This is a genomic window from Agrobacterium radiobacter (assembly GCF_040801995.1).
Classification (GTDB): Bacteria; Pseudomonadota; Alphaproteobacteria; order Rhizobiales; family Rhizobiaceae; genus Agrobacterium; species Agrobacterium radiobacter.
The window spans coordinates 616,736-643,652 of sequence record NZ_JBEGHX010000001.1 but is presented as its reverse complement, the minus strand read 5'-3'; the positions used below and the strand labels follow the sequence as shown (position 1 = coordinate 643,652).

The 26,917-nt window shown below is 61.8% G+C and carries 19 protein-coding genes; 4 read left to right on the top strand and 15 right to left on the bottom strand.

Annotated elements, in window-relative coordinates:
• Nucleotides 1–459 precede the first annotated feature (459 nt).
• From pepN to MRBLRC7O_RS03190, 3 genes are all read left to right on the top strand, one after another.
• Nucleotides 460–3,108: an aminopeptidase N gene (pepN, locus tag MRBLRC7O_RS03200; protein ID WP_080866025.1), complete on the top strand. Its 2,649-nt coding sequence runs from the start codon at nt 460–462 to the stop codon at nt 3,106–3,108.
• A gap of 135 nt (nt 3,109–3,243) precedes the next feature.
• Nucleotides 3,244–3,564: a carboxymuconolactone decarboxylase family protein gene (locus tag MRBLRC7O_RS03195; protein ID WP_080866024.1), complete on the top strand. Its 321-nt coding sequence runs from the start codon at nt 3,244–3,246 to the stop codon at nt 3,562–3,564.
• 239 nt (nt 3,565–3,803) lie between these two features.
• On the top strand, nt 3,804–6,140 hold the full coding sequence (locus tag MRBLRC7O_RS03190) for a PAS domain-containing sensor histidine kinase (RefSeq protein ID WP_080866023.1): 2,337 nt from the start codon (nt 3,804–3,806) through the stop codon (nt 6,138–6,140).
• 394 nt (nt 6,141–6,534) lie between these two features.
• Here MRBLRC7O_RS03190 and MRBLRC7O_RS03185 read toward each other — a convergent pair whose 3' ends face one another.
• Nucleotides 6,535–9,504, bottom strand: a complete 2,970-nt coding sequence (locus MRBLRC7O_RS03185) for a bifunctional [glutamine synthetase] adenylyltransferase/[glutamine synthetase]-adenylyl-L-tyrosine phosphorylase (RefSeq protein ID WP_080866022.1) — start codon at nt 9,502–9,504, stop codon at nt 6,535–6,537.
• Between the two features lie 291 nt (nt 9,505–9,795).
• Between MRBLRC7O_RS03185 and MRBLRC7O_RS03180 the strand changes: the two genes are divergently transcribed.
• Entirely contained in the window at nt 9,796–10,659 is an 864-nt protein-coding gene (locus MRBLRC7O_RS03180; RefSeq protein WP_035213545.1) for a MipA/OmpV family protein, read from the top strand.
• Between the two features lie 121 nt (nt 10,660–10,780).
• Here the strand turns inward: MRBLRC7O_RS03180 and MRBLRC7O_RS03175 are convergent, their stop codons facing one another.
• The 14 genes from MRBLRC7O_RS03175 to MRBLRC7O_RS03110 form a co-directional block, all read right to left on the bottom strand.
• Entirely contained in the window at nt 10,781–11,206 is a 426-nt protein-coding gene (locus MRBLRC7O_RS03175) for a thiol-disulfide oxidoreductase DCC family protein (RefSeq protein ID WP_003509795.1), read from the bottom strand.
• 183 nt (nt 11,207–11,389) lie between these two features.
• The gene (locus MRBLRC7O_RS03170; RefSeq protein WP_003509796.1) at nt 11,390–12,799 is read right to left on the bottom strand and encodes a sensor histidine kinase; all 1,410 of its coding nucleotides are present in this window, start codon (nt 12,797–12,799) and stop codon (nt 11,390–11,392) included.
• Nucleotides 12,800–12,808: 9 nt separating this feature from the next.
• The gene (locus tag MRBLRC7O_RS03165) at nt 12,809–13,567 is read right to left on the bottom strand and encodes a response regulator transcription factor (RefSeq protein ID WP_020009721.1); all 759 of its coding nucleotides are present in this window, start codon (nt 13,565–13,567) and stop codon (nt 12,809–12,811) included.
• A gap of 204 nt (nt 13,568–13,771) precedes the next feature.
• Nucleotides 13,772–15,340: a Do family serine endopeptidase gene (locus MRBLRC7O_RS03160; protein WP_020809582.1), complete on the bottom strand. Its 1,569-nt coding sequence runs from the start codon at nt 15,338–15,340 to the stop codon at nt 13,772–13,774.
• A gap of 156 nt (nt 15,341–15,496) precedes the next feature.
• A complete protein-coding gene (locus MRBLRC7O_RS03155) occupies nt 15,497–15,964 on the bottom strand; it encodes a cytochrome c-type biogenesis protein (protein WP_080866021.1) in 468 nt (155 codons plus the stop codon).
• Complete coding sequence (locus MRBLRC7O_RS03150) at nt 15,961–17,952, bottom strand: heme lyase CcmF/NrfE family subunit (protein WP_080866020.1); 1,992 nt, start codon at nt 17,950–17,952, stop codon at nt 15,961–15,963. The genes MRBLRC7O_RS03155 and MRBLRC7O_RS03150 overlap by 4 nt, the downstream gene beginning before the upstream one ends.
• Nucleotides 17,949–18,461 carry a cytochrome c maturation protein CcmE gene (gene ccmE, locus MRBLRC7O_RS03145; RefSeq protein WP_020809581.1) on the bottom strand — a complete coding sequence of 171 codons (513 nt, stop codon included), beginning with the start codon at nt 18,459–18,461 and terminating at the stop codon, nt 17,949–17,951. The genes MRBLRC7O_RS03150 and ccmE overlap by 4 nt, the downstream gene beginning before the upstream one ends.
• Entirely contained in the window at nt 18,458–19,621 is a 1,164-nt protein-coding gene (gene ccmI, locus MRBLRC7O_RS03140; RefSeq protein WP_162690760.1) for a c-type cytochrome biogenesis protein CcmI, read from the bottom strand. Before ccmI ends, ccmE begins: the two co-directional genes overlap by 4 nt.
• Nucleotides 19,622–19,781: 160 nt before the next feature.
• Entirely contained in the window at nt 19,782–20,210 is a 429-nt protein-coding gene (locus MRBLRC7O_RS03135) for an RT0821/Lpp0805 family surface protein (RefSeq protein ID WP_031233662.1), read from the bottom strand.
• 105 nt (nt 20,211–20,315) lie between these two features.
• Nucleotides 20,316–21,716 (bottom strand): ATP-binding protein, encoded by a 1,401-nt coding sequence (locus tag MRBLRC7O_RS03130; protein ID WP_003509813.1) that lies wholly within the window; start codon nt 21,714–21,716, stop codon nt 20,316–20,318.
• Nucleotides 21,706–22,377 (bottom strand): response regulator transcription factor, encoded by a 672-nt coding sequence (locus tag MRBLRC7O_RS03125; protein ID WP_003509815.1) that lies wholly within the window; start codon nt 22,375–22,377, stop codon nt 21,706–21,708. The genes MRBLRC7O_RS03130 and MRBLRC7O_RS03125 overlap by 11 nt, the downstream gene beginning before the upstream one ends.
• Before the next feature lie 93 nt (nt 22,378–22,470).
• Nucleotides 22,471–22,725, bottom strand: a complete 255-nt coding sequence (locus tag MRBLRC7O_RS03120) for a hypothetical protein (RefSeq protein WP_003497070.1) — start codon at nt 22,723–22,725, stop codon at nt 22,471–22,473.
• 137 nt (nt 22,726–22,862) lie between these two features.
• The gene (locus MRBLRC7O_RS03115; protein ID WP_161974039.1) at nt 22,863–23,069 is read right to left on the bottom strand and encodes a hypothetical protein; all 207 of its coding nucleotides are present in this window, start codon (nt 23,067–23,069) and stop codon (nt 22,863–22,865) included.
• Nucleotides 23,070–23,103: 34 nt separating this feature from the next.
• The gene (locus MRBLRC7O_RS03110) at nt 23,104–26,901 is read right to left on the bottom strand and encodes a baseplate multidomain protein megatron (protein WP_080866017.1); all 3,798 of its coding nucleotides are present in this window, start codon (nt 26,899–26,901) and stop codon (nt 23,104–23,106) included.
• Nucleotides 26,902–26,917: the final 16 nt, after the last annotated feature.

The window sequence follows — 26,917 nt, the reverse complement described above, 5'->3', positions numbered from 1 at the left end:
TTTTAAAAAGCTTTTTGTTTCAAAATATTCTGCAACACCACAGCGTGTCTCTGTGCATGCTGTGGTCGTTTTTTGTGTATACGATAGTGAAAATTTAAGCTCGACACCCTCGGGCCTTGGTGGTCACGCTATCAACGGCAATATACAGCTCGCATATCTGAATTGCCTTTGACTGCACTGGCCGATGGAGAGTTCCCCATTTTTCCCAGGCAGATGCCAGCTAGCTAAATAAATCTTCAATAAAATTAGAAACACTTCAGCAATCGTTCAACATTTGCTGCCATGGTCCACGGGTCCGGCGGCGGGAGGATTGTCTGCATGGCCGGCAAAGCTTTCCATCGCGGGACAGAACGTCCTCCGACGCGCACATGAACGTGACGAATACTCTACCCATTTTACATCCGGGACTTATGGCGACATGATGCCGGGAAGACCACGCCAAGTTATTCAGGGACAGTCATGCGAACAGACACGGGCCAGATCGTTCACCTGGCAGATTACCGCCCCACCGATTTCGTTCTGGAGCGGGTGGATCTCACCTTCGAACTCGACCCCAAGAATACCAAGGTCGAAGCCCGTTTGATCTTTCACCGGCGCGAAGGCGCTGAGCGGCAGGCGCCGCTCGTCCTTGATGGCGACGAGCTGAAGCTTTCCAGCCTGCTGCTCGACCAGGTGGAGCTTCCTGCCGGCCAATATGAGGCGACGCCCGACAGCCTGACCATCCGCGATTTGCCGACCGAATCTCCCTTCGAGATCTGCGTCACCAATTACATCAATCCGCAGATCAATACGCAGCTGATGGGGCTTTACCGCACCAATGGCGTTTATTGCACGCAATGCGAGGCGGAAGGTTTCCGCCGTATCACCTATTTCCCCGACCGGCCGGATGTTCTGGCGCCCTATACGGTGACGATCATCGCGGCGAAGGAAGGCAATCCGCTGCTGCTCTCGAACGGCAATTTCCTCGGCGGCGGCAATTACGATGAAGGCCGTCACTTCGCAGCCTGGTTCGATCCGCATCCGAAACCCAGCTATCTCTTCGCGCTTGTCGCCGGCGATCTCGGCGTGGTGGAAGATACCTTCACCACCATGTCCGGCCGCGAAGTGGCGCTGAAGATTTATGTCGAGCACGGCAAAGAGCCGCGCGCGGCCTACGCCATGGATGCGCTGAAACGTTCGATGAAATGGGACGAAGAGCGTTTCGGCCGCGAATACGATCTCGATATCTTCATGATCGTCGCCGTGTCCGATTTCAACATGGGCGCGATGGAGAACAAGGGTCTCAACGTCTTCAACGACAAATTCGTGCTGGCCGACCCCGAAACCGCTTCCGATGCTGACTACGCCAATATCGAGCGCATCATCGCCCATGAATATTTCCACAACTGGACGGGCAACCGCATTACCTGCCGCGACTGGTTCCAGCTCTGCCTGAAAGAAGGCCTGACGGTCTATCGCGATCAGGAATTTTCCGCCGACATGCGCTCGCGGCCGGTCAAGCGCATCGCCGATGTGCGCCACCTGAAATCGGAGCAGTTTCCCGAGGATTCCGGCCCGCTGGCGCACCCGCCGCGCCCGGATACCTATCGCGAAATCAACAATTTCTACACAACGACCGTTTATGAAAAAGGTGCCGAAGTCACGAGGATGATCGCCACGATCCTCGGCGCTGATGATTTCAAGAAGGGCATGGACCTCTATTTCGAGCGCCATGACGGCGAAGCCGCAACCGTCGAGGATTTCGTCAAGAGCTTCGCCGATGCGAGCGGCCGCGACCTCTCGCAATTTTCGCTCTGGTACACGGAAGCGGGCACACCGCTCGTCTCCGTCTCATCGGCTTATGATGCGGGCAATGCCACCTTCAGACTGACGCTGGAACAGACCGTGGCGCCGACGCCCGGCCAGCCGGTGAAGCAGCCGCGCCATATTCCGCTGTCGCTGGCGCTGATCCTCGACAATGGCCAGATCGCCGAACCGCAAGCCGTCGAAGGCGGCGAGTATCGCAATGGCGTGCTGCATCTGACCGAACGCAACCAGACCTTCTCCTTTACCGGCATCTCGTCGAGGCCGGTGCTGTCTATCAACCGCAGCTTCTCGGCACCGATCAATCTGGATTTCGAGCAGAATGCGGCCGATCTGGTGCAGATCGCCCGGCATGAGACTGACATGTTCGCCCGTTTCCAGGCGCTGACCGATCTCGCCCTGCCGGCGCTGATTGCCGCCACCAAGGCGGTGCAGAAGGGCGAAGAAACACAGACGGATGCGGCTCTCTCCGCCACGCTCATCGAAATCATCGGCAACGACGCGCTTGAGCCGGCATTCCGGGCGCAGGCGCTGGCCTTGCCGAGCGAAACGGATATCGCCCGCGAACTCGGCGGCAACACCGATCCCGATGCCATCCACAAGGCGCGCAATGCCACGATCAAGGCGATTGCCACGTCCGGCCTAGAAACGCTGCGGCGGCTTGCCGATAGTGCTGCCAATGGCGAGGCTTACAGCCCCGACGCCGACAGCGCCGGACGCCGTTCACTGCGCAATGGCGCCCTGAGCTTCCTCGCCTTTGCCGAGGGAACACCGGAGCGGGCGGCGAAGGCCTTTGCCGACGCCACCAATATGACCGATCTCGCCCATGCGCTCAGTGTCCTGACCCAGCGTTTCCCGGAAAGCACGGAAACAAAGGAAGCGCTTGCCGCCTTCGAAAAACGCTTTGCCGACAATGCACTCGTTCTCGACAAATGGTTCTCGCTGCAGGCAGCCATTCCGGGCGAAGGCGCGCTGGAGCGTATCAAGGGGCTGATGAAATCGAAACATTTCATCGCCACCAATCCGAACCGGGTGCGCTCGCTGGTCGGCACGCTTGCCTTCTCCAACCCCACCGGCTTCCACCGAGCCGATGGCGCGGCCTATCGTTTCCTTGCGGAACAGATCATCGCCATCGACAAGCGCAATCCGCAGCTGGCCGCCCGCATTTTGACCTCCATGCGCTCCTGGCGATCGCTGGAGGCAAGCCGTGCCGAACATGCGAAAGCCGCGCTTTCAACCATTGCCGAGGCGAAGGACCTGTCGACGGATGTAAGCGACATCGTCGGGCGTATCCTCAAGGGCTGATCGTCCGCCGAAGCTCCACCATTCTGATCCATGCCGCGACGCCGTCTTGATTTCCATCAAGGCGGCGTCGCGCATTGCGCAGCATCTTTGTGTGCGAAGGGCCGACGTTGGCTCGGGATCAGATGGGAACTTCAGATGACGGACATGTCCAGAACCAGCGCCTCGTTTCAACGCTTCATGACCGACGCCCCGGCTCACAAGGCAGCATGGCTTCAGGCCGTGCAGGGTCTGGGCGCGGCCTCCACACTCGATGTGAAGACGCAGAGCCTGATCTATATCGGTATTCTGGCCGCCCTGCGTCTGGAAAGCGGCATCGCTTTTCATGTAACGGAAGCCAAGGTGCACGGTGCAAGCCGGGAGGATATCATCAGCGCGGTACTGACCGGTCTTCCCGCCGCCGGCAATGGCGTGATCAGCGCGCTTGGCCCTGCTCTCGATGCCTTCGATGGAAGCTGAAACCCATTCCACGCGGCATCTCGAAACCGCCGGAATTGAAGTGCCGGTTCACTGTTTTTCTTCATGAATCCCGCTTTTCCCGAAGCGGCAACAGATTGTCCCGAAAAAATACGGAGTCGGTTCAAGGGGTTAAAATTCTTTTAACTTTTGCCTCTGGACACGGCGAATCGCATTTGATTCATTAGAGATATTCAAGCGGCGGCGCTTCGAATCACTGGGGACATCTAAAAGGCGGGACAATGACGAACGTGCGGCGGGCGACTGCGGGCGATGAGCGGCCGTATGCCAAATTTTCTGATCTTGCGGCCTGGGGCGAAAGGCTTTCCAGCGACCTGATGGGTTTGATGAATGGCTCCGACCGCCCGGCGCCGCAGGTCGAGACCCTGCTGAAACGCCTCATCCCCATTCTCATCCTCGCCTTCCTTGTCGTTGTCGCCGCCTCGCGCATGCTTGGCATCGTTGCCGAATACAGCCGCATGGAAGAGGCTGCCCGCCACTCAACCGCGCTGACGGCGCTGACGGCGAAAGCGGCCCTTGTTAACAACGGTATCGTTTTCACCGCGCAGGACCGGACCCGCGCCGAGGCGAGCCTTGTCGCCGCATTGCCGTCGGGCAGCCTTGCCGATGGCACGATGGTGCTGCTGTCAGGCAGCAATGGCCGCATCTTCGCGGGCGCGGGCAAGGAGGCGATGCTTTATATCGGCACCTCGCTGCCCGCCCTGCTTCCCGAAATCGCCATCGTGCAGCGTTTCCCCGGCTCGCCCGGCACCATCGAGACCAACATCGATGGCCAGCAGCATTATGCGACGATGATCCCCTTCGGTGATGATGGCGCCATGGTGATCGCGGCGCGCTCGCTGCAGCCGATCCGCTCCTTCTGGCGTAGCGAAATCGCCATGAACGTGACGCTGTTCGCCGGCATCTCCTCCATCCTGCTCGTCGTGCTCTACGCCTATTATATGCAGGTGAAGCGCGCCCGCGACGCCGACGACATCTTCGCCGAATCCAACCTGCGGGTGGAAACGGCGCTGTCGCGCGGGCGCTGCGGCCTCTGGGATTTCGATCTTTCCAGCCGGCGCATGTTCTGGTCCGGTTCGCTTTATGAAATTCTTGGGCTTCCGCCGAAGGCAGCACCGCTCTCCTTTTCCGACGCGGCCCGCATGATGCATTCCGAAGACGGCAATCTCTATGAGCTTGCCCGCGCCGTCGGCTGCGGCAACCTGCGCCAGATCGACCAGATTTTCCGCATGCGCCATTCCAAGGGTCATTATGTCTGGCTGCGCGCCCGCGCCCAGGTCATCCGCACCAATAACGGCCCGCGCGTCATCGGCATCGCCATGGATGTCACTGAACAGCACCGCCTCGCCCAGCGTTATGCCGAGGCGGACCAGCGCCTTGCCGACGCCATCGAATCCACCTCGGAAGCCTTCGTGCTGTGGGACAAGAACGATCGCCTCGTGATGTGCAACACCCACTACCAGAAGGCCTATGGCCTGCCTGACAGCGTGCTGGTGGCCGGCACGGAAAAAAGCACGGTCCATGCCGCAGCAGCCCGCCCCGTGGTTGAACGCCGCGTTGCCGATCCGGACCAATCCGGCCTGTCGCGCACCATGGAAGTGCAGCTTGCCGATGACCGCTGGCTGCAGATCAACGAGCGCCGCACCCGTGACGGCGGCCTCGTCTCCGTCGGCACCGATATCACCCTTCTGAAGCGCCATCAGGAACGGCTGCGCGATTCCGAACGCCGGCTGATGGCAACGATCGGCGATCTCTCCGCCTCGCAGCACAAGCTGGAACGGCAGAAGACGGAACTTTCCGACGCCAACGCCAATTATCTCGCCGAAAAAGAGCGTGCGCAGGCCGCCAACCGGGCGAAATCCGAATTCCTCGCCAATATGAGCCACGAGCTGCGCACGCCGCTCAACGCCATCCTCGGCTTTTCCGAAATCTTGCAAAACGAGATGTTCGGGCCGGTCGGCTCGCCGAAATATTCCGAATATGCCCGCGATATCCATGACAGCGGCAAACACCTGCTCAACGTCATCAACGATATTCTCGACATGTCGAAGATCGAGGCGGGCCATATGCGCATCAACCGCGAGACCATCGATCTTGCGCCGCTGATCGAGGAGACGCTGCGGTTGACCGCCATTCAGGCCCAGCAGAAGAACATCACCGTGCAGCAGAAGGTCTGCGCCGGGCTGACCATGCAGGGCGACCGCCGCGCCATGAAGCAGATCATGCTCAACCTGCTCTCCAACGCGGTCAAATTCACCGGCGACGGCGGCCGTATCGCGCTGCGCACCCATGTGCATGAGGCCGCGATGATCCTCACCATCGCCGATACCGGCATCGGCATCCCCGCGCAGGCGCTCAACAAGATCGGCCAGCCTTTCGAGCAGGTGCAGAGCCAATATGCCAAGAGCCAGGGCGGCTCCGGCCTCGGACTTGCGATTTCCCGCTCACTGGTGAAGCTGCATGGCGGCATGATGAAGATACGCTCATGTGAGGGTCGTGGGACGGTGGTGACGATCATTATTCCGCATACGGCGGGGGTGTGTGGGACGGTGCATTGAGCGTTGGACGATGTTCGCGCCCAACCGACAAAGGCCTAAATTATAGGGAAATTGGCTCTTCCATCATTTACTTTTGGTCTCAATTCTTAGCAGGGCATATCGCAATATTAGCAATAGCCAGATGAAGAAAAACATCGCCGCGATCAGGGGCACAAAGAACAACAATCGCAGTGCCAATAAGCAGATATCTAGTGCAAAAGCAGCTACAATGGGGACGGAGGCGTCTCCTGCGGAACACTTAATCTCGTCGAGATGGATTTGGCATCCATACGCGTATGCAATGATATCCGCCGATATATTTAAAATAAGAGGTAAAAAAAAGAACAATAATATTGCAGGCAGTATATAGAAATACACCTTCATGCTCAGCTTCTTCTTTCTATGATCCGATTCACTAATTACCGTTCTTCACCACCGCCACAAACGCCTTCCGCACTGCTTTCGCCAGCCGCTTCACCTCTCCCTCAAGCGTTGAAATATCCGGGCAATCCCCCGCCCGGCACACGAGGTCGATCAGGCCCGCCGGCGCCTCTTTCGGATTGAACGTCCCATCAATGCACAGCCGCACGATCTGCGATATTTCGGTATAAAGCCCCATCGCCGCCATGCAGTCATCGAAAGCCTGCGGCTCCATGACAGGCGCGGCGAGCGCCTGCAACGCCTCGGCCGTATTGCGACCCGGTTCGTGCGCAGCAAGCCCTTTCACCGGCCCCACCAGCGCCAGATATTGGGCGATGAATTCGAGGTCGATCAGGCCACCGTTGATGAGCTTGAAGTCCCAGTTGTTTTCCGGCGGTTTTTCCTGCTCGATGAGGTTGCGCATGTCCAGCACGTCGACGGAAACCTTGGCCGCATCGCGCTTTTGCGAAAGGATGGAAGCGATGATGCGGCGCGCATCTTCCATCAGCGAGGCATCGCCGCAGATCAGGCGGGCGCGGGAGAGCGCCATGTGTTCCCAGGTCCAGGCCTCCTCGCGCTGGTATTTCTCGAAAGCAGAGATGCGCGTCGCCACCGGCCCCTTGTTGCCGGAGGGGCGAAGCCGCATATCCACCTCGTAAAGCACGCCTTCGGCCGTCGGGGCCGATAAGGCAGCAATCAGCCGCTGGGTGACGCGAGTGAAATAGCGCACCACATCGAGCGGCTTTGCGCCGGTGGATTCATGGGCGGCATCGTCATAGTCGTAAAGCAGGATGAGATCGACATCCGAACCGGCCGTCAGCTCGAAGGAGCCGAGCTTGCCCATGCCCATGACGGCGACACGGCCGCCAGGATAGAGCCCATGCGCCGCTTCCATCTCCGCCAGAACCGGATTCAGCGCCGCCTCGATCACCAGATCGGCCAGGTGGGTGAAAGCGCGGGCGGCGACTTCGCCGCGGATTGCGCCGGTCAGAAGCCTGACACCGATCAGGAAGCGCTGTTCGGCGGCAAAGATACGCAGCCGGTCGAGAATATCCTCGTAATGGCGGGCGTTGGAGAGGAAATTGCCCATGCGGTGGGCGAGATAATCGCGTGTCGGGATGTCGCTCATCAGCGCCGGGTCCAGCATGCCGTCAAAGACATGCGGGCGGGCGGCGATGATTTCGGCAAGGCGCGGTGCTGATGACATGATGGTCACCAGCAGGTCGAGCAGCGCCGGATTGTTGCCGAGCAGCGAAAACAGCTGGATGCCGGCCGGCAGGCCGGAAAGGAAATTATCGAAACGCAGGAGCGCCTCATCCGCCCGCTTGCTTTCACCGAAGGCGCGCAGCAGGTCCGGCGTCAGCTCCGTCAACCGCTCGCGCGCCTCGACCGATTGGGTGGCCCGGTAACGGCCATTGTGCCAGGTGCGGATGACGCGGGAGATATCCTCCGGCCGCTCGAAGCCGAGGGCGGAGAGTGTTTTCAGCGTATCGGGATCGTCCTTCTGGCCGGTGAAGACCAGATTGCCAGCCTCGCCGGAGAGTTTCGTTTCCTGCTCAAACAGCGCGGAATAACGCCGCTCCACCAGCCGCAGCACTTCTTCCAGCTTTTCCGAAAAAGCCTTGGTGTCGTCAAAGCCGAGCATGAAGGCAATGCGCTTCAATTCCGCTTCGGTATCGGGCAGCACATGGGTCTGTTCATCGCGCACCATCTGGATGCGATGCTCCACCTCACGCAGGAACCAGTAGGCGTCGGTCAGGCTGTCGCGCGTTTCTGCGTCGATCCATTTCGCCTCGGTCAGAGCCGCCAGCGCCTCCTGCGTTGCTCGCACCCGGAGCGCCGGCATGCGGCCGCCGGCGATGAGCTGCTGCGTCTGGGCGAAGAACTCGATCTCGCGGATGCCGCCGCGCCCGAGTTTGACATTATGACCCTTCACCGCAATCGCGCCATGGCCCTTATGGGCGTGGATCTGCCGCTTGATGGAATGAATATCGGCAATCGCCGCGTAATCGAGATATTTGCGGAAGATGAAAGGCGTCAGCTCGCGCAGGAAGTTCTCGCCCGCCTTCATGTCGCCGGCCACCGGCCGCGCCTTGATATAGGCGGCGCGTTCCCAGTTCTGCCCCCTGCCCTCGTAATAAAGCAGCGCCGCTTCCACGGGAATGGCGAGCGGCGTCGAGCCGGGGTCGGGCCGCAGCCGGAGATCGGTGCGGAAGACATAACCATCGGCGGTGCGCTCCTGCATGATGCGCACCAGACGGCGCATCATGCGTCCGAAATTCTCCGTCGCATCATAGGGATCGTCCATGATGCCGGCGGAGGGTTCGAAGAACACCACGGCGTCGATGTCGGAGGAATAGTTGAGTTCGCGCGCACCGAGCTTGCCCATGCCGAGCACGATGAGGCCCGATCCTTCGCTCGGGGTTGCGACATCCTTCAGTTTCAGCTTGCCGCTCTCATGGGCCGACAGCAGAAGGTGATCGATGGCGGCGGAGAGCGCTGCATCCGCCATGTCGCTCAGCCAGCGGGTCGTATCACGCGCGGTGAAGATGCGGGCGAGATCGGCAAGTGCGGCGATAAAGGAAAGCCGCCGCTTGGCTACTCTCAGCCGCGACATCACCTCGTTTTCGCTCGGTATACCGCCCTCGTTCCCGGGCTTCCAGCAATCGCGCGCCTCGCGGACGAGACCGGTCAGCAGCGGCTCAAGCGGTTTCGAAATCGCCAGCGACAAAAGCCCTTCATCCGCCGACGCCATGTCGCGCAGATAGGGAGACAGCGTGAAAGCCGCAGCGATAAAGTCTTTGAGCGCGCTTTCCCCGGCAAGCAGCGCGGCCACCGCCGGCTCGCCCTTGCCGATATCCTTCAGCGTCGAAAGAACGGATTTCAGTTCCGTCTGCGTATAGGGGCGGATCATCCCCGGCAGAACCTCGCTCAGCCGCCTTTCGGCGGTTTCCCGTTTCGTCACTGTCTCTCTCCCTCTTCCGCCTATTCTCTCGCCGCTCTTCGCCCGTGCCCGGCTTTCAGGACCGGATGCACCGCATCCGAAACGTTCCTGCCGCCGCACCTTTGCCGAAGCCTCCCGGCGCATGCATGTGGCGTTGTAACAAATGCGGGCCGCTTTGCGATCAGAAAACCGCCGGTGGCGATGTTTTCCAAAGCGCCGCACCGCGTAATGTCTCCGCAATTGTGCCCGCGTAGCGTCATCCTCAACGAAACCCGACTCCCCGGTTTTCCAACGCTCGATGCTGCAACGGATATGATCATGAAACAGATTTTTACAGTGAAATGGCAAAAGAACCTGCGCGCGATGGCCCTTTGCCTGACGACGCTGCCCGCCGCGCAGGCGATCTGCACACCGGTCTTCGCCGCCGATATCGGCAAATCGGACAGGTTGGCCGATCCGCAGGGCAATTTCGACAATGCCCGCTACAGCAGTTCCAGCGAGTGGAAGATCACGCTCGGCGCAGGTGCGGCCTATGCCCCGAAATATGAAGGTTCGGACAAGCTGGAAGTGGGCGCCGTCCCGCTGGTTTCCGTCCAGTATGGGGAAACGCTGAGCATCGATTTCAGCGGCGTTACCGTCAATCTTCTGAACCAGAACGGCTTCCGGCTGGGCGTCAAGGGTGGATGGGAAGCGGGGCGCAAGGAAAAGGACGACAAGAAGAACCTGCGCGGGCTGGGCGACATCAAGGCCGGCGGCGTGGTCGGCGGCGTCATCGCCTATGGCGTCGACCCCTTTGAAATCTACGCCAAGGTGGACAAGACCATCGGCGGCAGCGAAGGCCTCACCGCCACTGTCGGCGCAAGCGTCTCGCACAAAGTCGACCAGTTCATTCTGGGTGCGGATATCTCCGCCACCTGGGCGGATGACAACCACATGAAATCCTATTTCGGTGTCACCTCGGCCCAATCCGCCCGTTCCGGCCTGCGCCGTTATGACGCCAAGGCAGGCTTCAAGCGCATCGACGCCAGCGCCTCGGTTTCATATCTCATGACGGAGAACTGGATGATCACCGGCACCGGCGGTGTCGGCTTCCTGCTGGGCGACGCCAAGGACAGTCCGGTGGTGAAAAAGGATATCCAGCCCTTCGCCATGATCGGCGTGGCCTACACGTTCTAAACCGCGCGGGAGAAGTACGCGACCGCGAACCCGCCCACCATCCCCATGAGGAAAGGCGTCCCTGCCCTCACGCCTCCTCATCCAGTGAAACGCCGCAAGGCGTTTCACTGGGCCGCCATGCTCAAAGAATCCTGTCCCTGTATTCCGGCGGCGCCACCCAGCACTCTTCATGCTTTCCGAACCAGCGGTAGCGATTGCGGGCGACAAAGCGATAAACGGGATCGCGCAGAAATGCGGGAATGATGCGCAATACGGTAACAAGCCGCCAGGGCATGCCCAGCGCCTCATATATGCTCAGCACAGCATCGCTGTCCTGCCGCACCCTGCCGCCATCCACGACCAGCATGCTGACGGGATCTTTCGGGTCCATATCGTAACGACGGTAAATTTCAGCGCCGATCTCGCTCTGCATGGAGGCCAGGCGGAAATATCCGGCCCTGTCATGCCGCAGCACGAATTGCGCATTCACGGAACACAAGACACATTCCGCATCGAACAGAATGATCGGGCCATGCCCGTCGTCGGTCAAGGGAACCGTAGCTGCCACCCGTCACACATCCTTTCGTCCATCGCACGCGATCTCCGAACAGAGCCATTGCGTCAATCAACGGAACCGTTCTCCAGATTATCTTTCAATGTATTCTTGAAGAACAGTCATTTCCCGGCAAGTCTTGCTCATCCGCAGAACTCACCGGTGTGAAGACCCACTGGCATCACCACCCAGCGATGCTTACGCCTTGGGGATGGGAAACACCATCGAAACCGTCAGCCCCGGGCAGGCCGCATTCGAGGCATCCGTGTCCGATAGCACCAGCGATCCGCCGTGCAGTTCCATGACGGCCTCCACCAGCGACAGGCCGAGCCCGGTTCCCGGCTTGGAGCGGCTTTCATCCAGCCTGACGAAACGTTTCAGCACCTCGCCGCGCTTGTCGGCGGGAATGCCGGGACCGCTATCGGCGACGGAGAGCACGATGGCCTCCGGCTCTCTTGCCAGACGGACGACGAGTTTCTTGTCGCCCTCGCCCTCGCAGGCATATTTCATGGCGTTGTCGATGAGGTTGGAGAGCGCCTGGCCGATCAGTTCGCGGTTGCCCTTTACCGAAAGGTCAGCCTCTATTTCGGCTTCCAGAGCAAGCCCGGCATCCTCGGCGACAGGCTCGTAAAGTTCGGCGCTGTCGGCGGCAATTGCCGAGACGTCGACATCGGTCATTTCCGCGGCAATCGAACCGGCCTCGACGCGGGAAATCATCAACAGCGCGTTGAAGGTGCGGATAAGCTGGTCTGACTCGGCGATGATGCCTTCAAGGGCCGCGCGCCGTTTCGTCTCGTCATTGTCGTCAAGGGCGGCCGCCGCCTTGTTCCGCAGCCGCGTTAGCGGCGTCTTCAGGTCGTGGGCGATATTGTCGGAGACCTGCCGCAGGCCTTCATTCAGCTTCTCGATGCGGCCGAGCATGGCGTTCAGCGAGCCGGACAGGCGGTCGAATTCATCGCCGGATCGGCCCTGCGGCAGACGCTGGGAAAGGTCGCCGGCCATGATCTTCTTGGTCGCCGCCGACATGCGGTCGATGCGTTTCAGCGCATTGCGGCCGATGCCGAACCAGATGAGCAGCGCGCCGCCGCCCATGATGGCGAGCGCCACCATCAGCGCATTGCGCACCAGCGCCCGGAACTTGGTCGGCTCGCCGAGATCGCGGCCGATCAGGATGCGCAGGCCGTTGTCCAGCATGAAGATATTGGCGGTGGCGAGATGCTGCACGCTGTCGCCGCTTTCGGAATAACGCTCGTAGCGGAACGGGAAGCCCGTCCAGCCCTCCTTGTCGAAGACACCGGGCTGAACGGAGGCAACGTTGCCGGCAAGGATTTCGCCATTCGGCCCGGCGATGACATAAAGGCTCGCACCCGGCTGGCGGGCGCGGCGCTCCATCATCCTGAGAAGCGGGTTGATGCCGCCGCGATTATAGATCCGCTGCACATCCGAGACTTCCTGCAGCACCGCATCACGCGTCTGCTGGTTCAGCAGCCTTTCGGAAAGGGCGGTGACATAAAAGACGAGGAAGGCGGCGCAGAGCGCGAACAGCAGGATATAGAGCGCCGAAAGGCGCACCGCCGTCGACCGGAACACTATTCTGAGGCGGGCCATCTTCGCCAATCAGCCCTCGTCCTTCATCATGTAACCGGCGCCGCGGATGGTCTTCAGAAGCGGCTTCTCGAAGTCCTTCTCGATCTTCGAGCGCAGGCGGGAAACATGCACGTCGATGACATTGGTCTGCGGATCGAAGTGATAGTCCCAGACATTTTCGAGAAGCATGGTGCGGGTCACCACCTGGCCGGCATTCTTCATCAGATATTCCAGCAGGCGGAATTCGCGCGGCTGCAGCAGGATTTCCTTGCCGTTGCGGCGCACATCATGTGACAGCCGGTCGAGTTCGAGATCGCCGACCCGGTAGATCATGTCCTGCTCGGGCTTGCCCTTGCGGCGGCCCAGCACCTCGATGCGGGCGAGCAATTCGGAAAAGGCGTAAGGCTTCGGCAGATAATCATCGCCGCCGGCGCGCAGGCCGGTCACGCGGTCATCCACCTGCCCCAGCGCGGAAAGGATCAGAACCGGCGTCTCGATACCGCGGCGGCGCAGCTCGCTGATGACGGAAAGCCCGTCGCGGCGCGGCAGCATGCGGTCGATCACCATCACGTCATAGGCATTCTCGCAGCCCATGAACAGGCCGCTCTCACCGTCGCTCGCGTGATCGGCGACGATCCCGACTTCGCGGAACGCCTTGGTCATATAGGCCGCAGCCTCTAGGTCGTCTTCAATGACTAGAATCTTCATGTGCGGGACAATAGCGCCCTCGCCCTTTTCCGCACAACCGGAAACAGATGCGGGAGAGACTTCCTGAACCTTGTTTTCCATGGAATTTCCTCCGAAGATCGGGCCTTAAGCACCATCGCGCTTCCAGGCGGAACAATCGCCTATGGATCAGGCGGGTGCCGCTTGTTTCTTCTCCCCGGCGGGGAGAACAAAGGGCCATAGCGCCCTGCCATACTCAACCGCCCCGTCTCAAGAGCGAGATGCGATGCCGGGTCCCAAAAGAAGCCGGCATCGCGTTTCAGCGTATCAACCCTGGTCGATATCCAGAGCGATGAAGCGGCTGCCATCATCCGTCTGGATCTGGAACAGCGCCTTGGAGCGTCCGTCCTTCTTGGCCTGCTCGAGAATCTTCTCGATATCGGCGGCGGAAGCGACCTGCTGATTGTTGACCGAGGTGATCTTCTCACCCGTCTTCAGGCCACGGGCAGCGGCATCGCTGTCGGGGTCGACATCGGTGATGGCAAGGCCATTGCCGTCATCGGCGGGAGAAACCGTCAGGCCGAGGCTGGACAGCACCTTCTCGCTGGAAGACTGGTCGCCCTTGTCGTCGTTCTGGGTCGGCGTCGCCTTGGAGGCGTCGTCGCTTGTAAGATCACCCAGCGTCACTGTGACCGACTGCGACTTGCCACCGCGCCACAGCGAGATTTCAACCTTGGCGTTGGGCGCCATGCCACCGATGCGGCGCGACAGGTCGCGGGCATCCTTGACGGGCTCGCCATTGACGGCGGTGATGATGTCACCCTGCTTGATGCCGGCCTTGTCGCCCGGCGAGCCGGACTGCGGCGAAACGACGAGCGCGCCGCTTGCTTCAGCGAGGCCAAGCGATTCGGCGATATCCTTGCTGACCGGCTGGATCTGCACGCCGAGCCAGCCGCGTTCGACCTTGCCGTCCTTCTGCAGATCGGCAATCACGTCCTTGGCGACGGATGCCGGAATGGCGAAGGCGATGCCGACATTGCCGCCCGACGGCGAGAAGATGGCGGTATTGATGCCGACCACTTCGCCATTGAGGTTGAAGGCCGGGCCACCCGAGTTGCCACGGTTCACGGCGGCGTCGATCTGCAGGTAATCATCATAGGGGCCGGAGCCGATATCGCGGCCGCGGGCCGAAATAATGCCTGATGTCACCGTGCCGCCGAGGCCGAAGGGGTTGCCGACGGCGACGACCCAGTCACCGACGCGGATCTTGCTGTCATCGGCAAACTTCACATAGGTGAACTTGCGGTTCACATCGACCTTCAGGAGCGCAAGATCGGTACGCGGATCACGGCCGACGAGCTTGGCTTCGAGTTCGGTACCGTCATTCATCACGATCGTATAGGCGGAGCCATCATCGACGACATGGTTGTTGGTGACGATGTAACCATCTTCGGAGATGAAGAAGCCGGAGCCCTGAGCGACGGGACGAAGCGGACCCTTGCCGTCACGGTGGCGATTCGGACCACGCTCGGAGCGATCCTGGTTCGGACCACCGAATTCCTTGAAGAAGCGCTTCAGCGGATGGTCATCAGGCAGCTGGTCGAGGCCACGGCCGCCAAAATTGAAGGAGAAATTGCTGGAGTCATCGGAAGCGGGCTGCACGTTCGACTGTACGCGAACGGAGACGACGGCGGGCGATACCGCATCGACCACGTTGGCGAAGCTTGGAACCTGCGGCGCATTCACCTCGACGGGAGCGGCGAACGAGTGGAGGATCGGGGCGGCGATGCCGGTGGAAAGCATCAGCGCCGCAAGGCCGCCAACGGTCGTGGCCTTCAGAGCCGTCTTCAGCGAGGCCGTCTTCAGCGAGGAATGGCCGTTTTGCGAATGAGACATGGTGTACCTTCTTTCTTCATTCAGACTGGGCCCCGTTTGACCGGGGGAGAAGCGGTGGATGATGAAGATATAGGAGGCGACACCTTACGGCGAAGTGTCTGACGAATGAAAAATCCGTAATGTTGAAAAAGAACCGGGGAATGAAATGGAAACCGGTTATTTTTCAATGAGATTGCGGATTCGCTCTTCTTCGTCCGCGCTCAGCTTCTGTGGCTGTTCCTGGCTTGCGCGGCGGCGGGAAAACACGAAGACGGCGAAAATCCCCGCAAGGGTGAGACCAATGGGCGCGCCCCACAGAAGCACGGTGCGAAGGCTGAGGCGCGGTTTCAGGAGCACGAACTCGCCGTAGCGCGACACGACGTAGTCAATGACAGCCTTGTCGCTGTCGCCTTGAACCAGCCGCTCGCGCACCAGGACCCGCAGATCGCGCGCCAGTTCGGCATTGCTGTCGTCGATCGACTGGTTCTGGCAGACCATGCAGCGGAGCTGAGACGTCAGGTTCCGGGCGCGCTGTTCCAGCACCGGGTCTTTGAGGACTTCGTCGGGGTTGAACGCGAAGGCTGGAGAGGCCGCAGCGAAGCTGAGGGTGAGAAGAAGCCCGAGCGCTACCACAAACTCCCTCATTCCGCCGCCTCCGGCATTGCAGCCCGCACCGGCTTCGCCTTGCGATTCGGCGCACCGACCCGCAGACGCCTGTCCGAGAGCGAGATGAAACCGCCCGCCATCATGAACAGCGTGCCGCCCCAGATGCACAGGATGAAGGGTTTCCACCAGATGCGCACCACCATGCCGCCATCGGTCATGGGATCGCCGAGCGAGACATAAAGCTGGCTGAGGCCGAAGGTCAGGATACCCGCTTCCGTCGTCGGCATGCGCCGCGCGGTATAGAGCCGCTTGGAGGACCACACATCGGCCACTTCGACACCCGCCTTGCGGATGGTGAAATGGCCGCGATCCTCGGTGAAGTTTGGACCGACGGCGTGGCGGATGCCGTCGAAGGTGAGGCTGTAGCCGCCCGCTTCCGCCACCATGCCCTCCTTCATCTCCAGCACCGTTTCCGTCTCGAAAGTGGTGACAATGACGATGCCGAGCACGGTGATGCCGAGCCCCATATGCGCCAGCGCCGTGCCGAAGGCCGAACGCGGCAGGCCCTTGAGGCGGCGAAATGCGATGCCGAAGGCCAGCTTGCCGAAATTGGCGCGATACCAGAGATCGGCAAGCGCCCCGAAGATCAGCCAGAAGCCCGCAGCGATGCCGAGTGCCGCCAGCACCGGACCGCCATTTTCGATGTACCAGAGCGTCAGACCCGCGAGAACCGCAAGCGCCGCGGCCACATAAAGCCGCTGGAATGCGCCGAGCAGATCGCCGCGCTTCCAGGCGAGCATCGGGCCAAAGGGCGTGACGATCAGGACCGGGATCATCAGGAGGCCGAAGGTGAGGTTGAAGAAAGGCGCGCCGACCGAGATTTTTTCGCCCGTCAGGGTTTCGAGAATGAGCGGGTAAAGCGTGCCGATCAGAACGGTTGCCGTGGACACCGTGAGGATGAGGTTGTTGAGAACCAGCGATCCCTCACGCGAAATCGGCGCAAACAGCCCCCCGGCCTTCAGCGAGGGAGCGCGCCATGCAAAGAGCGCGAAGGCGCCGCCGATGAAGACCGTCAGAATGCCAAGAATGAAGATGCCGCGGCTCGGATCGGTGGCGAAGGCATGCACGGAGGTCAAAACGCCGGAGCGGACAAGGAAGGTACCGAGCAGCGACAGCGAAAAAGTCATGATCGCCAGAAGTACGGTCCAGATTTTCAGCGCCTCGCGCTTTTCCATGACAAGCGCCGAATGAAGCAGCGCGGTTCCGGCAAGCCAGGGCATGAAGGAGGCGTTTTCCACCGGATCCCAGAACCACCAGCCGCCCCAGCCGAGTTCATAATAGGCCCAGTAGGAACCCATCGAAATGCCGGCGGTCAGGAAGGTCCATGCGGCGAGTGTCCACGGCCGCACCCATCGCGCCCAGGCGGCATCGATGCGCCCTTCCAGCAGCGCTGCGACGGCGAAGGAAAAGCAGACGGAAAAGCCGACATAACCGAGGTAAAGCAGCGGCGGATGGATGGCGAGGCCGAAATCCTGAAGGATCGGGTTGAGGTCCTGTCCCTCGGCCGGCACCGGCTCCAACCGCAGGAAGGGATTGGAGGTGAGCAGGATGAACAGCAGGAAGGCGACCGAAATCCATGCCTGCACCGCAAGAACATTGGCTTTGAGCGTTTCCGGCAGATTGCGGCCGAAGGCGGCGACGAGCGCGCTGAAAAACACCAGAATGAGCAGCCACAGCAGCATGGAGCCTTCATGGTTGCCCCACACGCCGGTCAGCTTGTAGATCATCGGCATCAGCGAATGGGAGTTTTCCCAGACGTTGCGCACGGAAAAATCCGAGACGGCATAGGCCCGCGTCAGCGCCGCGAAGGAAAAACCAACGAGCAGGAACATCATGACGGAGCCGAGCGAGGCGACATCCATCAGCGCCCGGTCGTTGCGGCGCGCGCCGATAACCGGCAGCGTGGAAACGATCAGCCCCACCCCAAGCGCCAGCACCAGAACGTAATGGCCGATCTCGTTGATCATTTGGTTGCTCCGGTCTTGTCGGGCGAAGTCGCACTGGCCGACGGCGTCGCGGCGGCGGGTTCCTCACCCTCTCCGCCATGCTGCCACAGGCCCTTGTCCTTCAGCCGGTCTGCCACTTCTTTCGGCATGTAGTTCTCATCGTGCTTGGCCAGCACGCTGTCGGCCACGAAGCCGTGGGTCGCGGCGTCGAACATGCCTTCGGTCACCACGCCCTGCCCTTCGCGAAAGAGATCGGGCAGAATGCCGGTATAGCTGACCGGCACATTGGCCTCGCCATCCGTCACCGTAAAGCTCACCGTGCGGCCCTCGCCGCGCTTGATCGAGCCTTCCGCCACCAGCCCGCCAAGGCGGATGCGGGTGCCGGGGTTGACGGGCGTCTTCTCCAGATCGGCGGGCATGTAGAAATAGGCAATCGACTGGCCAAAGGCGAACATGACGAGCAGTACGGCTGCAACGATGAAGCTCATGCCGCCGCCGATGATCGCGAGACGTTTCTGTTTGCGGGTCATTGCGTCACTCCCTGCGGCGCAGCATCCTGTTGCCCGTTCGTACGGATCGGCCCGGCGGAAACGCCCAGCTCCTTCGCCAGCGCCAGAAGCTGCCTGCCCTGTTCACCCTCCGGCGGGAAAGCCTTCAGCCCCGCCCGCAGGGCCTCTCCAGCCTTGGCTTCGTTCTTCAGCACCGAATAGGCGCGTACAAGCCGCATCCAGCCTTCAAAATCGGCGGGGTTTTCCTTGAGCTTGGCATCGAGGCTCGACACCATGCCTTCGATCATCGCCTGCCGGTCGGAAGCCGTCATGTCGTTGGCCGCCGCCATATCCTCAGCGTTCGGGCCGGGCGCGGCAGGGTTCGCCGCGCCGCCGGTGCGGGCGATATGCTCTTGAACCAGCGGCAGCCACGGCGCGCCGGCCGGCGCATCGGCCGCCAGCGCTGCAAAGGCCGCGCGTGCTTCCTCCGCCTTGCCCGCCTGCTCCAGCGAAAGCGCCAGATAGAAGCGGGCGCGCGGATTGCCGGGTTTCAACTGTTCGGCCTGCGCAAACGCATCGCGCGCGGCCTCTATGACGATACCGTCATTGCCGGCAACCAGCGTTTCGCCAAGGCCCGTCAATCGTTCGGCGCTCGGGCCCAGAATACGAAGCGCATTGCGATAGGCAAGCTCGGCATCGCCAAGCCGCAATGTCTTGAAATAGATCGGCGCGAGAATGTCCCAGCCCGCGCCGTCATCCGGGTTCTGCGCCAGATGCCTTTCGGCCCGTGCGACCAGCAGGTTCATGTCGTTACCGGGCTTTTCAAGACGTGCCTCGAGCGGCATGTCCGGCACCTCCGGACTGCCGTTCCAGATGTAAAGACAGAGGCCGAGCGCGGGCAAGAGAATGGTGATGAGGCTGGCGGCGAGATTGTGCCGCAGCGGACGCGCCTCTCTGCCGGGCTGCTCTTCCGTCTCGGCGGCAGCGAGAAGCCGGCGGCCGATTTCGGCGCGGGCATAGTCCGCTTCGGTTTGCCCGATCAGGCCGGCGGCGCGTTCGCGGTCCAGCTCGGCCAGCTGGTCGCGATAAACGGCAACCTCACCGTCGCGGCGCGTCTCGGGTGCCTCGGTCTTCCGCATCAGCGGGTACATCAGGACGATGGCAACAGCCGCCGTCAATATCGCAACGACAATCCAGAACATAAGGCTCAATTACTCGAATGCGCGGCACATGGAAACATGAAGCGCGGGGATGACGCGAATTTGAGACATCACGCCGCACCGCAGGCCTTCTCCCGGCTGCACCGCTATGCCTCTTCTTGTCATCGCAAAAGGCCCGTGACCTTGATTTACGTCAAACTGGTTACGTCAGCGGCGACCAGCTTCCATCGGCATTGCGGCAGGCTGCACCGCGCGCCCTGGTTTCCCGTCCGTCGACCGTCAAGGTATGCGAATATTGCCGGCAATTCTGATTGCCGACCTGATAGGGCGCATTGGCGACCACCTGGCCCTTGGCGTCATCGCCCGTCCAGGTGACAGGCGTGCCGACCGGAGCCGTTTCCAGCGCCTTATATTCGGCTTCCAGCGCCTTGGTCTGGTCACCCCTGTCAAGCTCAACGCCGCTTCGCCCGACAATACCGCCTTCCAGATTGGCAAGAAAGGGCGTCGAGGGTTGCGCAGAGCGGCCAAACAGGCCGCCGCCCGCCGGGCGGGTGCCTGTGGTGGTGCAGGCGCTCAGCATCGATACGCACAGGATCGAGAGAAGTGCCGGGCGTGACACCAGCGAACGCATTGTCACGGAGCGGCAGCCATCATACACGTCAACCAAACCCTGTCCTCTTTCCTACCGCATTGCACCTAATATACCGGCATTGAATTTCTTGCCTTTTTTCTTGCCTCACGCAAGCTCTTTCGAAAGGCCCGGCAAAATCAGATCGGCTTTAAGGCCGCCGATGGCGCTGCGCGACAGCGAAAAGCGGCCATGGTACTCTGACACCACCTCGGAAACGATCGACAATCCGAGACCCGTGCCCGGCCGGCTCTCGTCCAGCCGCCTGCCGCGCTTCATCGCTTCGCTGATCTGTCCCGGCTCCAGCCCCGGCCCGTCATCCTCGACAGTCAGCTCCACCCAGGAGCGACGGGCGATTTCGGCGTCGGACGATGGGTGCGTGCCGGTCGCAAGCGTGATGACCACGCGCGTCTGCGCAAAACGCGCGGCATTTTCCAGAAGATTGCCGACGACCTCCTCCAGATCCTGCTGCTCCATGCCAAGCACGGCGCCGGCCTGCTCGAAATTCAGGACAAACTGCTTGTCGGGGTTCAGGCGACGCATGACGCGCACCAGCCGTTCCAGTGCCGGTTCCGCTTCCACGCGGGCGAGGATAGAACCGCGCTGGGCGGCGATGCGGGCGCGGGAGAGATAGGATTGCACCTGCGCCTGCATGGCATCGGCCTGCGCCCGCACCAGATCGCCATGCTGCGGGTCCAGCGTGCGCGCCTCGTTGAGAAGAACGGCGATCGGCGTCTTCAGCGAATGCGCGAGGTTGCCCACCTGCATGCGGGCGCGCTCCACGAGGCGGCGATTGCTGTCGATGAGCGCGTTGACCTCATTGGCCAACGGCTGGATTTCGCGCGGGAATTCACCTTCTAGGCTTTCCGCCTCCCCGCCCCTGATCTTGCCAAGCGCGACGCGAGCCTGATCGAGCGGCCGCAGACTGTAGAGAATGGCGAGACCATTGACGACCAGACTGCCCACACCGAAAACGGCGAGCGCCAGATAGAGGCTGTTGGAGAAATCCCGTACATCGTCTTCCACGACATTCAGATTGCCGGAAACGCGGAAACGCGCGGCACGCCCCTCGCCATCCAGCACGACTTCGGTTTCCGCCACACGCACCTGATTGCCGGCCTCGTCGGTCACGGCATAAAAGCGCTCATAGCGGTTGTCGAAGGGCGCATCGAGAATGCTCGGCACCGGCAAGGTGGAGACGCCGAGCGACGAGGAAACCAGCGGCGCGGTCTGGAAATTGCCGAGCGGCTCGACAACCCAGTACCAGCCGGTATCGGGCTGCGAAAAACGCAGGTCGCCAAGCTGCGGGCTGCCGGCCAGCGTATTCTCGTTGGAAATCGTCACGGAATTGATGACGTTGTAAAGCTGCGCCCTGAGAAGATCGGTGAAGCTGCGCTCCACCCCCTGCCGGTAAAGCGTCGAGATGACGACGGCGATCACCACCAGCGCCAGCGCCGACCATAGCGAGGCGAGCAGCAGAACGCGGGCGGTGAGAGAATTACTTCGCATCTGCCGGCGCTTGCATCCGGTAACCGAGACCACGGATCGTCTCGATCAGATCAACCCCGAGCTTCTTGCGCAAACGTCCGACAAACACCTCGATCGTATTGGAATCGCGGTCGAAATCCTGATCGTACATATGTTCGACCAGCTCCGTGCGCGACACGACCTCGCCCATGTGATGCATGAGATAGGACAACAGCCGGAACTCATGCGAGGTGAGCTTCAGCGTCGTACCGTTGACGGTCGCCTTGGAGGATTTGGTGTCGAGCCGGACCGGGCCGCAGACGAGTTCGGAGGAGGCATGGCCGGCGGCGCGGCGGATGAGCGCGCGCACACGGGCGAGAACCTCTTCGACATGGAAAGGCTTGGTGACGTAGTCATCGGCTCCGGCGTCAATGCCGGCGACCTTGTCGCTCCAGCGGTCGCGGGCGGTGAGGATGAGAACAGGCATGGCCTTGCCGGCCGCACGCCATTTTTCGACGACGGTAATGCCATCCAGCTGCGGCAGGCCGATATCGAGAACGATCGCGTCATAGGGCTCGGTATCGCCGAGATAATGCCCTTCCTCGCCGTCAAATGCCTGATCGACAACATAACCGGCTTCTTTCAGCGCGTCGGTCAGCTGCCGATTGAGATTGGCATCGTCCTCAACAACGAGAATACGCATTATCAGCCCTTTCCTTCCGTCCCGGCCCGCGCGCGGGGTCGGTCATGCTAAATGTTTCGGATTGTTTTCCGATATTTCGGCGATGCGGGCAAGCTACATCGGCACGCGCATCGTCACCTTGCGCGGGCGCTCGCCATTACCCTGGACGAGAACGGTGACGACACAGGACTGACCATCGCCGGAAGGATAGACCGAAAGCAGCTGACCACCGGTTTCGCGCACGACGCGGGCAACGGCTGCGCCGCAGTCGCTCGCCGCCAGTATGTAATGGCCCTGCAGATCAGCCTCGGGCGCCGTGAAACCGGAAAGCCCGGCTGCAAGCGTCGCGATGATGAGAGGTGATGCCATTGCACAAACTTCCAAAAAACCGGGTGCGTCTCGAACCGTATTGTGACCGAATATGTAGCGCAAAGCGTCTGAATGGCAAATGAATGCCGCCCCCGCCGCAAGGGCGTAACGCGGGAGCGGCGTCTTTGCATGTGCTGTCAGCGAATGGCGCTGGTCGCCGAAAGGCGGCCGTAAAGTGCGATCAGGCCGCCAATTCCGCCCGCAACCGTCACCAGCCCGTCCGCAAGTTCGCCTTGCAGACCGGCGGGCAGCTCAAGGCCGGCAATGCTGAAAAGCGGTGCGAAAACCGCGACCAGAGCACCCCAGATCGTGCGCGATTGATACCATGCTTTGGTACTGTCCATAATCTCATCCTTTGCGTTGTTTTTCAGACACATGTCAGATCGGCAGAACGGCCTTGGCCGCCACGCCCGAGGGCACCGCGCGGCCGAGCTGGCGGACACGCACGGAAATGTGATCCCGCAAGGCCGGGAAATCTGTGAGTTCGTCTGCGGCGGGGTAAAACCACACGGGTTCTGAAACCTCCGCCACGCGCCGCACCGTCTCGCCGTCCAGCACCTCGACGCGATAAAGCTCGAAGGGCTCGTCCAGCGGGATCTCGCTGGCATCCCAGCCGTCGGCCTCCACCCGGCCGCGGCGTTTCCACCTGAACAGCACACCATCCCCGCGCCGTTCGGCGGAAAGATGGACCGGCGCGAGCGGCGTCAGCGCCCGCAAGCCTCCCTCGAAGGCAAAAGGCCCGCTCATTGCGCCCGCCATTCCCGCAGCTTCCGCGATCCAGCTCAGGCGTCGTCCGCGCTCGCTCGCGGCAAGACCCAGCGGCTGCACCGCCTGATCCAGAACCACCACCGGCGCACCCTTTGGCGCGCCTGCGGCCAGTGCGTCTTCCGTGCCAGCCAGTCCCCGCAGGAGAGAGGAAAGCCGCCAGCGCGAGGGTGCGATTTCCTCGGCCTTTGCGAAGGCGACGATTTCCCACACGCCGTTTGCGGCCTTGATGGCGAGACGGTTCTCGCCGTTCAGCACCGAAAGCTCCGCGGCCGACGACATTTCACCGAAGGGCAGATCGGCGAGGATGGTGTTTTTCCGGTCGAAACGGCCGGGAGGGCCTGATATCAGCGGCATTGCCAGCGCGCCGATCATCGCCGGCCGGTCAAGCAGAACGCGCTGCCGGTAACCCTCCGTACCCGGCGACGCGGAAATGATGATGGGCCGCCAGGGCTTTGCGAGGGCGGCAATCCGCGCCGAATCCTCCGGCGCGGTGCCGTCATGGCAGGGAAGATCGAGAAACAGTACCTCGGGCACGAACCCTTCCGCACCGCTTGCGCCGTTGCTGCGCCGTTCCTCCGCACCACCAGCGAAAACCGAAAAGGCGGCGGAAAAGGCCCGCGCCTCCATCTGCCGCACCGCGCCGTCCTCAATGCGGCTCACCAGAAACCGCCCGGAAGGCGCTTGCGGAAAGGCGTCTTCCGGCAGGCGGATGCAATCGCCGGGTTCGAGGGTGATTTCGGAGGGCGGCAGGGCAAAGCGCAGGCTGCGCTGCGCCTGCCGGTTGTCGCGCAACAGCGCCTCGACCGCCGCCTCCGCCGTTTCCGCAGGCAGGGCGGCGTTGAGATCAAGCCGCATGACCCGGCTACCGGCATTGTCGATGCGGCGGGACCTTGCACTCCCCTGCTCGTAATCCAGCGCCGGGTTGAAAGACGTCAGCACGGCCTCTGCCGCAAAATCGCTGTCATGGCCGCGACTTTCCGACCAGAGCGGCTCGTCCTCCAGATCGGCCAGCACGGCAATATCGCGGACCGGCAAAACCGCCGTGTTACGGGAGCGGAAGCGCAGGGTTCCGCCATCTTCCACCACATCCACCTGGAAAGCCGCCATCAGCGGCTCCAGGAGGTTGCGGGCCGAGGTCACGTCGCCCTGCACATAACCGGTCAGATCGCCACTGACGGCGGACACGTCGAAGGCGGAAAAGCCGTGATCGGTGAGGATGGCGGCGATGGTATCGGCGAGTGTGGCCGTTCCCAGCCGGCCATTCAGCCAGTGGCCAGTGCGCCAGTTCGCCCCATCGCTCCATGCCGCGCCATTCTGCGGAAAGGCGGGAAAAGGCCGTGCATCCCAGGTCCACAGATAGACCCTGTCTGCATCGACCATCGCTGCGGCCTCACGCCAATGGTCGAGATGCGCCTCGAGAAACCGCCGCTGCTGGCTGTCGGCGCGGCTTCGGCGGGAGAAATAAGGAAAGGCGTTTTCCGCCGATTTCGGATCGGGAAAGACATTGGGGCGTGTCGCGCTCTTGTCCACCGCCGGGCAGCCGAGTTCGGTGAACCAGATCGGCTTCGAGCCCGGCACCCATGCGGTCGGCGTGGATTTCTCCACTCCCCGCACCCGGTCGTGATGGAGGTTGCCCCACCAGTTCCTGATATCCTTGTAGCGGAACACCCAAGGCTTGCCCTTCAGCCCGTCCGTAATCGGCGTGCGCCGCCGTGCTGCGCGGTCTGCGTCACTGAAATAATACCAGTCGAAGCCCTCACCTGCCGTGATGGCATAACGGAATGCGGCGGCATCATCCGGGCCGGTCATGCCATCGGGACTGCCGTTCGCGGCATCCTCGTCACGCCAGTCGGAGAGCGGCATGTAATTGTCGATACCAACAGCATCGATATCAGGGCTCGCCCAGAGCGGGTCGAGGTGGAAGAACACGTCGCCCGAACCATCTGCCGGCTGGTGGCCGAAATATTCGCTCCAGTCCGCCGCATAGGTCAGCTTCACCGCCGGCCCCATCACGGCCCGTACGTCGCCCGCCAACCGCACCAGTTCCTCGACAAAGGGAAAGGCATCATTCTCGTCTCTCAGCGCCGTCAGCCCGCGCAGTTCCGAGCCGATCAGGAAGGCATCCACCCCGCCCGCCCGAGCCGCCAGCGCCGCATAATACAGCACCATGCGGCGGTAACCTTCATCGCGATTGCAGAAGGCGGAAACCTGCGTCCGTGCGCCCGCGCTGCGATCCGCAGAACCGGTCCTGCCGGGTGCGGGAAAGCAGGTGATGCGCCCGCGCCAGGCATAAGCGTCCTGCTCGCTTTTGCCATAGGGGTCGGCAAGACCGTTACCGACGGGAACATCCATCATCACGAAGGGATAAAGGCACACTCGCAAACCCCGCGCCTTGAGATCGGCGATGGCCTGCAACACGCTTTCGTCGTTGGGTGTACCGCCACAGGCGGGACCGTCGCCGTGATGGCTGACGAGATGCGCCTCGCCGCGCGAAAGGCCGGCGACGGACCATGGCATCGTTTCCCCATCCCGGCCGTCCACCTCCACGCCGGGCAGAATGCGGCATTCACCCACCCGCATATCCGTGCCGAACCAGCTCACCACCAGCGCCACGCTTTCAAGATTGGGGCAGAGCGCCTGCAATTCGTCGATTGCCGCCTGCCAATCCGTCGTGGCGGTCAAACCATTGCGGTTCATGATGCGGCTTTGGCCGATGTCCGTTCGTTCGGAAACCTGCACGGTGGCGTAACCATGTTCCGTTGCGCCGGGGATGACGGTGATGGCGCGGATGGCTTTTTCCAGCCGTCCGACAGGCCGCACCACTTCGAACTGCATCAGCGGAATGCGGTTGCCATAAGTATCGAGCGGCAGGCGTTCGAACACCACATAGGCCAGTCCGCGAAAGGCCGGCGCATTGCCCGCCCCCTGCTTCGCCTCGATCAACGGATCGGGCAATTGTGTCTCGCTGCCGGAATAAAAACGCATCTCGATGGCGCTCAGGTCCAACTCCCGCCCATCGGCCCAGACACGCCGCACCATGGCCGCCTCACCTTCGCACAGGCCGATGGCGACATTGGCAAAATAACGAAAGGTTTCGACCTTCGGGCCACGGTTGCCCTTGCCGCCACGGCGCTCCACCTCGATGCTTTCTTCAAAACGCGTCGCCCAGATCAGCGTGCCGCCGATCCTTGCGGTGCCATAAAGCCGGCTGATCGCCGCCCCCTCATCCGTCCCGGGAATGCGCGCCGTCGAGAGCCGCGCGCCCGTTACCGTCCGCCCGTTCGAAAGCAGCGTGCGGTCGATGGCATTACCCGCCAGCGCCCCGGCCGCCCGGCCGATCATTGCGCTCAAAGGACCGAAAATGCCGCCGAGCGCCGCACCCGCCGCCTGAAAAACGATTGTCGCCATGCTCGCCTCGAAAAAC